General features: G+C 36.4%; 11 protein-coding genes and 1 riboswitch. Of the genes, 9 read left to right on the forward strand and 2 right to left on the reverse strand.

Features of this window, described 5'->3' with window-relative positions; genetic code table 11:
• Positions 1-789 carry a glutamate racemase gene (gene murI, locus DCS95_RS19285; protein ID WP_116772435.1) on the forward strand — a complete coding sequence of 263 codons (789 nt, stop codon included), beginning with the start codon at positions 1-3 and terminating at the stop codon, positions 787-789.
• On the opposite strand, the gene DCS95_RS19290 is transcribed toward murI, so the two are convergent.
• Positions 776-1,276, reverse strand: coding sequence for a dihydrofolate reductase (locus DCS95_RS19290; protein ID WP_116772436.1), 501 nt, complete (start codon positions 1,274-1,276; stop codon positions 776-778). The two genes, murI and DCS95_RS19290, sit on opposite strands and share 14 nt — an antisense overlap.
• Positions 1,277-1,287: 11 nt before the next feature.
• Positions 1,288-1,689 (reverse strand): 2TM domain-containing protein, encoded by a 402-nt coding sequence (locus tag DCS95_RS19295; protein ID WP_116772437.1) that lies wholly within the window; start codon positions 1,687-1,689, stop codon positions 1,288-1,290.
• Positions 1,690-1,743: 54 nt separating this feature from the next.
• Here DCS95_RS19295 and DCS95_RS19300 point away from each other — a divergent pair, with 54 nt between their 5' ends.
• From DCS95_RS19300 to thrA, 8 genes are all read left to right on the forward strand, one after another.
• The gene (locus tag DCS95_RS19300) at positions 1,744-2,826 is read left to right on the forward strand and encodes an aminotransferase class V-fold PLP-dependent enzyme (protein ID WP_116772438.1); all 1,083 of its coding nucleotides are present in this window, start codon (positions 1,744-1,746) and stop codon (positions 2,824-2,826) included.
• 151 nt (positions 2,827-2,977) lie between these two features.
• The gene (locus DCS95_RS19305) at positions 2,978-3,274 is read left to right on the forward strand and encodes an isoamylase early set domain-containing protein (RefSeq protein ID WP_116772439.1); all 297 of its coding nucleotides are present in this window, start codon (positions 2,978-2,980) and stop codon (positions 3,272-3,274) included.
• 503 nt (positions 3,275-3,777) lie between these two features.
• On the forward strand, positions 3,778-3,984 hold the full coding sequence (locus tag DCS95_RS19310) for a hypothetical protein (protein ID WP_116772440.1): 207 nt from the start codon (positions 3,778-3,780) through the stop codon (positions 3,982-3,984).
• A 360-nt stretch (positions 3,985-4,344) separates the two neighbouring features.
• Positions 4,345-6,288 carry a CocE/NonD family hydrolase gene (locus DCS95_RS19315; RefSeq protein ID WP_208630774.1) on the forward strand — a complete coding sequence of 648 codons (1,944 nt, stop codon included), beginning with the start codon at positions 4,345-4,347 and terminating at the stop codon, positions 6,286-6,288.
• 122 nt (positions 6,289-6,410) lie between these two features.
• On the forward strand, positions 6,411-6,956 hold the full coding sequence (locus DCS95_RS19320) for a hypothetical protein (protein WP_116772441.1): 546 nt from the start codon (positions 6,411-6,413) through the stop codon (positions 6,954-6,956).
• A 155-nt stretch (positions 6,957-7,111) separates the two neighbouring features.
• Positions 7,112-8,734 (forward strand): sulfatase family protein, encoded by a 1,623-nt coding sequence (locus DCS95_RS19325; protein WP_116772442.1) that lies wholly within the window; start codon positions 7,112-7,114, stop codon positions 8,732-8,734.
• Between the two features lie 730 nt (positions 8,735-9,464).
• A riboswitch (SAM riboswitch) is annotated at positions 9,465-9,568 on the forward strand.
• A 136-nt stretch (positions 9,569-9,704) separates the two neighbouring features.
• Entirely contained in the window at positions 9,705-10,979 is a 1,275-nt protein-coding gene (locus tag DCS95_RS19330; RefSeq protein WP_116772443.1) for an O-acetylhomoserine aminocarboxypropyltransferase/cysteine synthase family protein, read from the forward strand.
• Between the two features lie 130 nt (positions 10,980-11,109).
• Entirely contained in the window at positions 11,110-14,496 is a 3,387-nt protein-coding gene (gene thrA / locus DCS95_RS19335) for a bifunctional aspartate kinase/homoserine dehydrogenase I (RefSeq protein WP_116772444.1), read from the forward strand.
• Positions 14,497-14,551: the final 55 nt, after the last annotated feature.

A 14,551-nucleotide genomic window follows, 5' to 3' on the forward strand; every position in this document is an offset into this window, starting at 1 on the left:
ATGGATGATAGGCGTATAGGTATTTTTGACTCGGGAATCGGAGGAACATCTATTTGGGGTGAAATTCAAGAACTTTTGCCACATGAAAGTTGTATTTATTTGGCAGATAGCAAGAATGCTCCATATGGCGAGAAATCTGAGGAGCGTATTTTAGAGCTTAGCATCAAAAATACAGAATACTTATTGAACAAAGATTGTAAGCTAATTGTCGTTGCCTGTAATACGGCAACGACAAATGCCATATCCTATTTAAGAACAAACTACCATGTACCATTTATTGGCATCGAACCTGCGATAAAACCAGCAGCTATTAATACCAAGTCTAAAATTATTGGAATCTTGGCCACTAAAGGAACTTTGTCTAGCAGTTTATTTCATAGCACCTCAAAAAACCATGCAGCGGGCATTACTGTTATTGAACAAAGAGGCACGGGGTTAGTTGAAATGATCGAAAATGGTCAATTGGAAAGTACAGAGCTTTATCTTCTTTTAGAAAGTTATATTAAGCCAATGCTAGATCAAGGTATGGATTACCTTGTCTTGGGCTGTACGCATTACCCATATCTAATTCCTCTTTTGAGAAAAATGTTGCCAGAACACGTTACCGTTATAGATTCTGGTGAAGCTGTTGCTAGGCAAACTAAATCTGTGTTAGAAAATAATAACTTGCGAACAACAGCTACAAAAATAGGTTCTCATCAATTTTATACTAATGGAGATGAAGAGGTACTTTCAAAAATTTTAAAAAAATCAGACGCAGTATATTCTGTGCTCTCTAGAGATTTTTAAGGGCGTCATCCTTTTTCACATAGGTTAAATATGTAAAAGAAAGGTCGTGTTTTTCGTCTACAGGGTGAAATTCCTGTGTGGTCAACATCCAGTAATTTTCATCAATTTCTGGAAAGAATGTATCTGCATCTTCAAAAACACCATGTACACGTGTTAGCTCTATTTTATCAGATTTCTTTTCGCCTTGTTTATAGATTTCGCCGCCACCAATGATAAATGCAATTTCATTTTTTACAAGATCAATGGCTTCATCTAAAGAGTGAACTACAATACATTCGTCATATTCAGTGCTGTACTCTTTATCTCTTGTTATAATGATGTGGGTTCTGTTGGGTAATGGTTTAGGGAAACTTTCATACGTTTTTCTGCCCATAATTATTTTGTGGCCAGAAGTTAATCTTTTAAAACGTTTAAAGTCGTCTGGCAAATGCCAAAGTAAATTATTGTCTTTGCCCAAGGCATTGTTTTCTGCCGCTGCAGCTATCATTATAAGTGTTCTCAATGCAATTTTTTTTTAGGTTCAATTTCCAAAGCTGTAGGAAGTGGCATTTCTTCTTCAATTTCCTTTTCCATTTTAGAAATACGTTGCTTTTGTTTTTCCACTAGTTTTTCACGTTGAGAACGTTCCCAATCCTTATCCATAAATTTATTGGTGATAAATACATTGAAAACATGTAAGACAAATAAAAAGCCCCAAAAAGTAATTGCCCAAACAAACCAGTTATATTCTTGCCCGTATTTTAGTATTTTATTTATCAGTACCAAAAAGACACTACCTACCAAAAAGATTACGAAATGAGTATAAAGTCGCTTTTTTTGACGTACTCTTTTTTGAGCATGTTCTAACAGCTCATGTTGCTCTAAATCTAATTTGGAGGTGTTTTTATTTCTAGAAAACATACTCTTCCTATCTTTGATATAAAGATACATGAATTGTATTATACCCTATAACCCATGGAAAAAATTAGAAAAGAATTTCCCGTTTTAAGAAAAGGAATTTATGCGAATACAGCAGTGTACGGACCATTATATGATTCTTTGTTAGATTGGCGACAAGAACATGATTTAGATTTTTTACTGTATGGTAGTGATATGCGTGAGAAATCATTAAAGGTCATTTCAGAAACACGTTCTGCGGTTGGCAGCTTTTTTAATTGTAAACGAGAGAACGTGGCCTTGGTCAGTAATTTTTCTTCGGCACTCAATGTTTTTTTAGAAGGCTTAGCTGTTGAGAAGAAAGTGTTGCTTATAGAAAATGATTACCCTTCCCTAAATTGGAGTTTTGAAAAAAGGGGATTTGACATAACGTATGTTCCAACGTCCGTAAAGTTAGAACAGCAAATTCTTGAAGTGGTCAAGAGTTCAAAGATTGATGTTTTGGCATTTAGTCTTGTACAGTGGCTAGATGGTTTTGCTATAGAACTTGATTTTCTAAAAGATTTAAAAAAGCAGTTTCCAGAACTTATTATTATAGCCGATGGCACTCAGTTCTGTGGTAGTACTAATTTTGATTTTGATAATTCGGGTATCGATGTATTGGGTGCTAGTGCCTATAAGTGGCTATTGGCAGGCTATGGAAATGGTTTTATGTTGTTCTCTGATGAAATTAAGGATAAAATCAGTTTGAATTCTATTGGTTTCAACGCCGCTGATGGAAATTATGAAAAAAAGGACGCAATTAGGTTCGCAAAACAATTTGAGCCTGGTCATCTTCCCTCATTGAATTTTGGTAGTTTAAAGTTTTCCATTGAATTTTTTCAGAGAATTGGTATGGATAAAATTACCGAGCATAATAAAAAACTATCGGTAAAGGCCAAGGCTGAATTTGAAAAATTAGGTCTATTGTCCGATCAGATAGTAGAGAGAAAAAAGCATAGTACTATTTTTAATATCAAGGCAAACGAAGCTACTTTTCAAAAATTAAAAGACAATGATGTATTCTGTGCACAGCGAGGTGATGGTGTGCGTTTAAGCTTTCATTTTTATAATACAATTGCTGAAATAGATGCGATAGTAAAAATTTTAAAAGAAGAATAATATAGATTATTAATAAAGTAATTTTGTAGGATTTTTTTTCATTCTTGGTTTCTAAAAGGTATAAATAATAAGGATTTGATAAAAATATCTTACTCATTGGAAATGAGTAGTTTATTATGCTAGTTTTGCTTTAAATATTAAATTCATTATCATGGCAATTGCAAAAAAATATTTAAAAACAAAACCAGTCTGTAAGGTTACTTTTACAGTACCTGCGGACAATGCAAAAAAGGTAGCTGTAGTAGGTGATTTCAATAATTGGAATGCTAAAAAGAGTGCGTTGAAGAAACAAAAGAATGGTTTGTTTAAGGGTACTTTTGATCTGCCAAAAGAGAGTTCATATGAATTCAAATACATTGTTGATGGAGAATATATAAACGAAAGTGAAGCTGATCGTTACCAATGGAATGATTATGCAGGTTCTGAAAATGCAGTTTTAGAATTGTAAGATTAGAACATAAAATAATTGATTGTCTCTAAATTGTGAAGACATTTTTAATTAATGGAAAAACCTGAGAAACTAGTTTCTCAGGTTTTTTTTGTGGTATGCTTTCAATTGAAATATCATACTATTTAAAGTAGAAAGTGTGTCTTTATCGCCATTGACTATACCACATTTAAAATCATATCCGCCTTTTTGAAATGTTTAAGGAGTAAAGTAGGTTATATTTTTCTCACAAACCAATTAACACACATTCACAACAACTTATAGTGTGTTGACCACATAAATTATTTTGTAGGAAAAGTATTACATATATTTGAAATGTAATTATTGGTGAATCCCCAAATTTTACCAAGAAAAAAGATGAAGGTCATGCTAGTACAATAACAAAGAAATATACAATGTAAATATTGGTCGAAGTCCCAAAAGTCGGCTTATGTTCCACATTGTTTAAAGTGTCTTTGTCTTTTAAAAACCTATTTAAATAATAAACTTAACCTACGAATGCCATGCTTAAAATCCCCCGATTTCTCTTAGCTATTTTATTATGCGCATTGTTTCAATCGTGTGCAAAAGACACAGACCTTATTTCTGAATTTGTAGTTTTAGATACTATAAAATTTGAATATCGTTCCGTAGAAGTGAATCCGGAATTCAAAATTGAAAAATCTATAGAAAATATTGAAACAGTTGTTTTAATTCCTTTTTCTAATTAAATTTAGAACCACTAAACACTATATTGATGAAAGACCAACTACTAAAAGAGACCACTATTGAAGAATACAAAAGCGATTTTTTCTCGGGCGTAATCATGCTCATGAGAAAATTGTTTATGATCTAAATGCGATTGCTTCTCTCTTTTCACCATAGAAAGAAGTAAACGGCCAATCACCTATCAAAACTTATTTTTAATATACGTTACCACCTTTTTTAATTATTGTGGTTCATCTCTTCATGCATTGTTTCAACCTGAAATATGCCAGTTAAGGTCAACAGTTAAATTAACATATTTCGGTTCAATTTTATTCCGTACACAGGTAAACTTTCTTAGCTTTAAGACTTCAAACCTTTAAGACATGCCAAAGTTTACAATCAAACAATTATTCACGCTTATTTTATTAGCTACAGTTTTAATTTCCTGTAGAAAAACTGCTCCTAAAACAGCCAATGCAGAAGTCTCTGATACTTATGTAGAAGATAACTACAACAAAAAGGAAGTAGATATCACCATGCGAGATGGTATTAAACTGCATACTACCATTTATTCGCCAAAAGATACCTCAAAAGAATATCCTATTATCATGCAAAGAACCCCGTATAGTTCTAAACCTTACGGCGAGGGTAATTACAAAACAAAGATTGGTCCTAATATCCATATGATGCAAGATGGTTATATCGTTGTCTATCAAGATGTGCGTGGCCGTTGGTTAAGCGAGGGTCACTATGAGAATATGCGTGCCTATATTCCCAATAAAAAAACCGAACAAGATATTGATGAAAGTTCAGATACTTACGATACTATAGAGTGGTTGGTAAATAATGTAGAAAACAATAATGGTAATGTAGGTATTTGGGGAATTTCCTATCCTGGTTTTTACTCTACCTATGCTGTGGTCGATGCTCACCCAGCATTAAAGGCAGCTTCCCCACAGGCAAGTATTGCCGATTTCTTTTTTGATGATTTTCACCATAACGGAGCGTATTTGTTGAGCTATTTTAGGGCTACATCATTATTTGGGACACCAAGACCGGACGGAGATAAACCGATAGATACGGCATGGTATACATTGCCCGATTTACCAACTGAAGATCAGTATCAATTCTTTTTAGATGAAGGTCCGCTAAAGAATTTAGACCGTTTTTTTGAATACGAAACTGCTGACACGCCGCGTATGGCAAAAGAAGGGGTTACCGATGATTATTTCTGGAACGAGCTTAAAGAACACCCTAATTATGATGAAATGTGGCAAAGCCGAGGGTTGATTCAGCATTTAAAGGATGTAAAACCAACTGTAGCTACTATGGTGGTGGCTGGCGAGTTCGATGCCGAAGATTTGTACGGACCTTTAGAAACCTATAAGAACATTGAAAAATATAATTCCGAAAATTACAACACTTTAGTTTTTGGACCTTGGGATCACGGTGGCTGGGCACGAAGAAAAGGGCAGAATACCGTGGGTAATTATTACTTTGGTGACGGTATTTCTGAGTTTTTCCAAGAAAATATAGAAACAAAGTTCTTCGATCATTTCTTAAAGGGAGATGGGGATAAAAATAGTGGGCTGCCTGAAGCCTATGTTTTTGATACCGGTAGAAAAGATTGGAAGACCTATGACACATGGCCACCGGCGGGTGTAGTGAAAAAAGACATGTATTTGTCTTCCGATCAAGAACTGACCGCTGAACCCAGAGGAGTAGAGGAAGTAAAATTTATTAGTGATATCAAAAAACCGGTACCTTATTCTGAAGATATTAAAACGGTATTTACACCAAGAAAATATATGACAGACGATCAGCGTTTTGCAGCTCGCCGTGGTGATGTTTTGGTATTTGAGACCGAGGTTATGGAAGAAGATATGACTTTGGCGGGTGATATTTTGGCGAAGTTGAAAGTAGCGACTACAGGTTCTGCTGCAGATTGGATCGTAAAAATCATAGATGTGCACCCTGCTGATGAACCAAACTACGAAGGCATGCAAGACCATTTGAAAATGAGTAATTACCATTTAATGGTACGTAGCGAGGTGTTGAGAGGGCGCTTTAGAAACAGTTTTGCCGAGCCAGAGCCGTTTGTGCCTAATAAAAAGACCGATGTTACCATAAAGTTACAAGATGTGTTCCATACCATTAAAAAGGGGCACAAGCTACAGGTGCAAGTACAGAGTACGTGGTTTCCTTTAATAGATTTAAATCCGCAGACCTATGTGGACAATATATTTGAAGCTGATGAGCAAGACTTTAAAACGCAGACGCATACCGTATTCACAGATTCTAGTATTGAGTTTTCTGTGTTGGAGTAGAGTGTTATCTCATTTATTTGCTTTAAATTCATAATAAAGTAGATGAAAAATCAAGAATATGTTAATTCAGTTGTTATCAGTAAATGATTAGGATTATAATTATTCCGTTCATTTAGTTTAATATGAAAAGATATAATGAAATTAAATCGTCACTTTCCTATAAAACTTATAGAGAGCATTCTTTAAGTTTAAAAATGGCGGCAGACGATTTACTGGATCAAGCCATTTTATTGAATAAAGTAAGGGTGGATGATTCTCAACGAATTCATGTTTTAGGTTTGTTCCGTGGGTGTATGCTTTTGTATGGAGTTAGTTTAGAACTGATACTAAAAGCTCGTGGACTATATGAAGAAAGGGATAATATTTTGTCAGGTGATATTAAATCTTATCAGGATTTTATGAGAAAATGGCGTCCAAAGAAAGGTGATGGTCATGGATACTTTGATATTATAAAGTTTTATAAAATTGAAATTTCAAAAAGAGAAAATGAATTATTAAGTAATTATCAGGACTATACTCGATGGGCTGGACGATTTCCTTTTCCCAATGATTTTACTAAAACGGAAAGAATGGAAAAGGAAGGTAGGTATAGTGGGAAAGTTAATGTAAAACATAAAGTTGAAATACAAATGTTCTTAGAAAATCAAATTGAGCAAATGAAAATTTAATTTAATATTTCTGAAATTAAAGAGCTAGATAATGATTTTTTTGAAGAAGAATAATTATTAATTTTTCCGGATTACTAACGAACAACGAACAACGAACAACGAACAACGAACAACGAACAACGAACAACGAACAACAACAAACAACAACAACCAAAATGAAAAAACTAGTTCTAGTCCTAGCAGGCGTACTTTTCCTGCTACCTACTAATGCGAAAGCCCAAAAAAGCAAAAAGAAAAAACCCAATATCATTTTCATCATGTCAGATGATCATGCGTACCAAGCCATTAGTGCGTATGATGACAAATTGCTCCAGACTCCAAATATTGACCGTTTGGCAAAAGAAGGGATGTTGTTTACCAATGCCAGTGTTACCAACTCTATCTGTGCGCCATCAAGAGCTACTATTCTAACAGGTAAGCACACGCATATTAATGGAAAAGTGGATAATTACTTTCCGTTCGATACTACACAGGTGACATTTCCGCAAATATTTAAAAAGAACGGATATAAGACAGCCATGTTCGGAAAGCTACATTTTGGGAACAACCCAAAAGGGGTAGATGAGTTTATGATTTTGCCGGGGCAAGGGCATTATATTAATCCTGATTTTATAGTCACCAATGGCGATACCATTACCAAACAAGGGTATGTAACCGATATTATTACAGATGTGTCGTTAGAATGGCTAAAAGAAGAAGCGTCAAATGAAGAACCGTTTATGATGATGTACTTGCATAAGGCACCACATAGACCATGGTGGCCGCGTGCGGATAAGTTTAAGGTGTTTACACAAAAAACTTTCCCTGAGCCGGAAACCTTATTTGATGATTACAGCAATAGGGGTACGGCAGCAAAAACAGCAGAAATGAATTTGTTGACACACATGATGTATAGTCATGATAGTAAAATTAGACCAGAGACCTTGGCGAAAATGGAGGGGAAGGTTTTTCCTGTAGTAGAAGAATTTCCAAATAGCTTTTATGGTCCGTATAACCGTGCCACTGCAGAACAAAAAGCATTGTACGATCCGGTGTTAGATTCTATTAATGACTTCTTCTACAACAATTGGCCAAAGATGAACGATACCGAGAAAATGAAATGGAAGTACCAGCGCTATATGCAAGATTATTTGGGGAGTATTTCTTCGGTAGATGATAATGTAGGTCGATTATTGGACTATTTGGATGAAAGCGGATTAGCAGAAAATACCATTGTAATTTACACCTCTGATCAAGGGTTTTACTTAGGGGAACACGGTTGGTTCGATAAACGATTCATATATGACGAATCATTCAAAACTCCGTTATTGGTACGTTGGCCAAATGTAGTGGCACCTGGTTCTGTAGAAAATGAAATGGTGCAGAATTTAGACTTTGCACAAACCATGTTGGAAGCGGTAGGCATCACTCCGCCAAGTGATATGCAAGGGGAAAGTTTAATTCCGTTATTGAAAGGAGAAAAAGACAATTGGACACGTGATGCGGTGTATTATCAGTATTACGAATACCCGTCGGTTCATATGGTAAAACGCCACTACGGCATCGTGAACAAAGAATTTAAATTGGTGCATTTCTACTATGACGTAGATGAATGGGAATTGTATGATAGGCTTAAAGATCCTAAAGAAATGAACAACGTTTATAACGACCCAGCATATGCCGATACCGTTAAAAAGCTGAAGAAAGATTTGGTAGCACTTCGCAAAAAATACAAAGACTCCCCAGAGCAAGATCAGCAATATATTGAGAAGTACAAGAGTGCTGGGATGATTAAGTAAGATTGGTTGCTGGTTGCTGGTTGCTGGTTGCTGGTTGCTGGTTGTCGGTTGTTGGGTGCGCTCAGTAAGAATGTCAGTTTGAGTGCTTTCGACCTCATTTTTCATGAGGTCGAAAGTGTATCGAGAACCTCTTATATTATTCAGGTTGTAAATATTGTACGTTTAAAAAATAACTTATAGCAAGCAAGCTTCTCGATACAATTTTTCCTCCCGAAGAGGTCGTAAAAACCACTCGAAGTAACATTCGTTTTAAGTTGTAAAGGGGTTGAATTAATGGAACGCTTTGTCAGTTCGAGTGTTTTTGGGCGCAGAGTATCGGAGTTCGAAAATGTATCGAGAGCAGATTTGGAACACATGTGCCTTTGGATATTTTTTTACCATTAAATACACAGCTAAAGTTTCAATTTAAAACTACTAGAAGTAACATTCGTTTTAAGTCGTAAAGGGCTTGAATTAATGGAGCGCTTTGTCAGTTCGAGTGTTTTTGGGCGCAGAGTATCGGAGTCCGAAAATGTATCGAGAACAGGTTTGGAACACCTTTGCCTCTTTTTTTACTTAAAAAACTCATCTGTAGTGATATTGTAGCATATTTTAAACCACACTTGTTTTAATTTTAAAGACTTTAGAAAACTAACAACATCGCTTAGAATTATATATTTTTCATAAAATACTAGGTTTTTACATTTTTCTGCCTTTATATTTGTAGCTCAAAGTTCACACACGTATTGAATAGTTATCAAGAAAGGTGGAGGGATTAGACCCTTTGAAACCTTAGCAACCCTTTGTTCCACACAAAGAAGGTGCTACATTCTACCCTTAGGGGAAGGATAACAGTAATCGAATTTCTCGAAATACTTTCTTATAACTTTTTGATTTTACCTACTCACACTTTAAGTGTGGTTAGGATGGGCTTTTTATTTTTTGCATCCTAAGGGTAGCCTAAGGATTAATTTTTAAAAACAACAAAATCATGAGTAATCACAAATTAGCAACAAACGCTTTACACGCAGGTCACGACACAACTACCAATGGTGGTACAAGGGCAGTGCCAATCTATCAAACATCATCATACGTATTTAATGATACAGATCATGCGGCAAACTTATTTTCCCTTAAGGAACTAGGGTTTATATACACACGTTTAAACAACCCTACAAACCAAATATTACAAGATAGATTGGCTGCCGTAGAAGGTGGTATCGGTGCGGTTGTTTTTGCGTCGGGTACAGCGGCAATTTCTACAGGATTATTGACCTTGTTAAAAGCAGGTGATCACATTGTGGCGTCGAGCAGTTTGTACGGGGGTACTTTTAATTTATTGAACGTTACCTTGCCAAGATTTGGTATTACTACAACTTTTGTAGATGCTTCTGATCCTGAAAATTTTGGAAAAGCGGTTCAAGATAATACAAGGGCATTTTTCGTAGAATCCCTAGGGAATCCAAAGTTAGATGTGTTGGATTTGAAAGCGATCTCAAAAGAATCTAAAGCGGCTGGTGTTCCATTTATAGTCGATAATACCGTAGCTACTCCATCATTGTTAAACCCAATTGAACATGGGGCAAACTTGGTGATACATTCATTGACAAAATATATTGGCGGACAAGGAACCTCGTTAGGTGGTGCTATTATCGATGCTGGTACCTTTGATTGGACAAACGGAAAATTCCCGGAATTCACAGAACCTTCTGCAGGTTACCATGGTTTGGTATATAGCGAAGCATTAGGCGCAGCAGCATTTACGTTTAAACTGATATTGGAAGGCTTGCGTGATTTTGGTGGAGCCTTGAGTCCGTTCAACGCATTCCAAATCATACAAGGACTGGAGACTTTACCGGTACGTATCAAGCAACACAGTGCAAATGCATTAGAATTAGCAACATGGTTAGAAGGCAGGTCGGAAGTGGAATGGGTAAATTACCCAGGATTGAAGAGCAATAAGTACAACGATTTGGCAAAAGAATACTTGCCAAAAGGACAAAGTGGTTTGGTTACTTTTGGTGTAAAAGGCGGATTTGAAGCTGCTAAGAAGTTGACCGATGCGACTAAAATATTCTCATTGCTAGCGAATATTGGTGATACCAAATCACTGATCATTCACCCAGCAAGTACCACGCATCAACAATTGACTGCAGAGCAGCAAGAAGGAGCGGGCGTAGGTCAAGATTTAATTCGTTTATCAGTTGGTTTAGAAGATATAGAAGATTTAAAAGCCGATTTAGAACAGGCATTTGCCAGCCTTTAATTTAGGAACGGTAAAAGCTGAAACCACCGGTCGCTAAGCGGAGACTAAGTGATCGGTGGTTTAAGAAAAAAAGAATATTGGTTTCGGCTGAACCCAGCCGAAACCAAGCCACAAATTGATTTGAAATTAGATGCTACATCAACTACAGATTAAAAATTATAAGACCTTAAGCGGTATCACCCAAGATATACAATTGTCATATCAGGTATTTGGTAAAAAGCTACATACAGCACCTATTATTTTGGTGAACCATGCATTGACCGGTAACTCAAATGTAACCGGAGAAAATGGTTGGTGGTCTTCCTTGATCGGGGAGGAAAAGTGTATTGATACAAATAAGTATACCATTTTGGCATTTAATATTCCCGGTAACGGTCATGATAAGTTCGTGATTGAAAACTATAAGGATTTTGTAGCTGGTGATGTGGCTAGAATGTTCTTATTGGGCTTGGAGCAATTGAAAATAGAACGTTTGTTCGCTTTGATCGGTGGTTCTTTAGGTGGAGGTATTGCGTGGGAAATGGCAGCCTTACACCCAACCTTAACTGAGCATTTGATACCTGTAGCATCAGATTGGAAATCTACCGATTGGTTAATTGCCAATTGCCAAATTCAAGAACAGTTTTTGGTAAACTCTAAGCAGCCCGTACATGATGCACGCATGCATGCCATGTTGTGTTATAGAACTCCGGCTTCCTTTAAAGAACGCTTTAAGCGAAGTACCAATGAAGAATTGCAGGTGTTTAATGTAGAGAGTTGGTTAATGCATCATGGCGATAAACTGCAGGAACGTTTTCAGTTATCTGCCTATAAATTGATGAATCAATTATTAAAGACCATTGATGTTACTAGAGATGGTGATGAGAATTTCATCAAACTACAAAATAGCGATACCAATATCCATATTTTAGGGGTGGATTCTGATATGTTCTTTACCGCCCAAGAAAACAAAGATACGTTTAAGCAGCTGGCGCAGGCAAAAAGTAATGTTACCTATGGTGAAGTACAGTCATTACACGGGCATGATGCATTTTTGATTGAATTTGACCAAATGGAGAAATTGCTGACGGGTATTTTTAATACCAATGGTAATATCCAGAAAATCAAGATTTTGAAGTTTGGCGGTAAGTCACTGAGCAATGGCGAAGGTTTAGAACGTGTACTTGATATAGTTACACAAAAGGTCAAGAACAATGAGAATGTAGCCATGGTAGTATCCGCTAGGGAAAAAGCAACCGATCAGTTGGAAGATATGCTGGAGAAAGCTGCCCAAGGAAAGGATTATAAAGCAGATTTTGAAGCCCTGGAAAAATATCAGAACCAAGCTTATAAAAATGTGAGTTTGTCTACTGAATTTAAAGGGTTGGCAAAGTTATATGAAGGTGTTTCCTTATTGGGTGATTATAGTGCGAAAATTAAAGATGAGGTACTTGCCTACGGTGAGTTGATCTCCGCGAAATTGGTAACGAAGTTGTTGATAGGTAAAGGCATCAATGCGAAGCTGGTAGATACACGTGAGCTCATAAAAACCGATGATACTTTTGGCGATGCCAAGGTGTTGGAGGCGGAATCGAAAGAACGTGTATTGTTGAAATTTGCTGAAATTCCTAAGGATACCGTTGCCGTGGTAACCGGTTTTATAGCATCGACCCTGGATGGGGAAACAACAACCTTGGGAAGAAACGGAAGTAATTATTCCGCAGCATTGATAGCAAATTTCTTAGATGCCGAAGAGTTGCAGAACTATACACATGTAGATGGTATCTATACCGCAAACCCTGATTATGTGCCAGAAGCGAAAAGATTGGCAAACCTTTCTTATGAGGAAGCCAATGAGCTTGCGAATTTTGGGGCTACTATTTTACATGCCAAAACCATAATACCGCTAATTGAAAAGAACATTCCTTTACGTATTTTAAATACCTACAATGATGATAATGAAGGTACGTTGATCAGTGCAAAATCTAGTAAAGAAGGTATTAAATCGCTTTCTGTTATAGAAGATGTTGCCATGATCAATATTGAAGGTCGTGGACTGTTAGGTAAAGTAGGTGTGGATGCCAGAATATTTAAGGCATTGCAGGCTAGTAATATTAGTGTAAGTATTATTTCTCAAGGTTCTTCGGAAAGAGGTATCGGGCTGGTAGTAAAGAAAGACAAGGCAAAAAGAGCAAAACTGGCGCTAGAAAATGAGTTCAGCAACGATTTTGAGTCTAAAGATGTAAATATGATTACGGTGATGGACGATGTTTCGATAATCTCTATTGTTGGTCAAGATTTAAGTACATTTCATAATCCGTTCAATGCATTGATCAAAAACCAAATAGTGCCGTTGTTGTTCAATAATACGGTGTCTGGTAATAACGTGAGTTTGGTGGTTAAAAAGTCCGATTTGCACAAGGCTGTGAACGTAATGCATGGTCAGGTATTCGGTATTAGTAAGAAAATAAATATCCTCATTTTCGGTCATGGCAATGTAGGAGGCACCTTAATAGACCAGATATTGGAATCTGCAGAAACCATTAAAACCCGTAAGCGCTTGGATCTTCGTGTTTTTGGTATAGCGAACTCTAAAAATATACTGCTGAACGAGAAAGGCATTGCAAAAAATTGGAAAACGCAATTAAAGCAAAAAGGGAAATCATATAAAATTGATGATGTTTTTGACTTTGCGAAACGTCACCATTTAGAGAATTTAATCGTTATTGATAATACGGCGAGCAAAGACTTTGTAGCCAATTACTTTGAATTTGTTGAACACGGTTTTGATATTGTTTCATCCAATAAAATTGCCAATACCTTACGTTACGATTTTTATCAACTGTTGCGTGAAGAGCTGCAAAAAAATCAGAAACAGTATTTGTACGAAACAAATGTGGGAGCGGGATTACCGTTAATAGATACCATTAAGTTGTTGCATTTGTCCGGTGAAAATATTACGAGAATTAAAGGGGTGTTCTCGGGTTCTTTAAGTTATATATTCAATACCTTCTCAGAAGTAGATGTGCCGTTTTCGTCTATTCTAAAAGATGCGATGCAGAAAGGATTTACAGAGCCCGATCCAAGAGAAGATTTATCGGGCAATGACGTAGGGCGTAAATTATTGATATTGGCGCGCGAGTTAGATTTACATAATGAGTTTGCCGATATTAACATAGAGAACTTAATACCTAAAAAATTACAAGAAGGAGATGTTGATTTCTTCTTGGAACATTTAGATGTTTTGGATACGAAGTTCAATGAAATTAAAAAGAACCAAAAACCTGATCATGTACTTAGGTATGTAGGGGATTTACATGGTAACCTTCAAAAAGAAAAAGGAGTGTTAGATGTAAAACTGATTTCCGTACCAAAAGAAAGTGCTTTGGGGCAGGTAAAAGGATCAGATTCCATCATTGAAATTTATACGGAATCTTACGGGGAAAATCCGTTAGTGATTCAAGGCGCAGGTGCAGGAGCGGCAGTTACCGCAAGAGGGGTTTTTGGAGATATATTGAGGATTGCGGAGAAAGGGTAGGACAAGTACAAAGTACAAAGTCAAAAGTGCGAAGTACATGAAAGAAGAAATTCGA

Origin of the sequence: Maribacter litoralis (genome assembly GCF_003075045.1) — a bacterium.
In the GTDB taxonomy this organism is placed as follows: Bacteria; Bacteroidota; Bacteroidia; order Flavobacteriales; family Flavobacteriaceae; genus Maribacter; species Maribacter litoralis.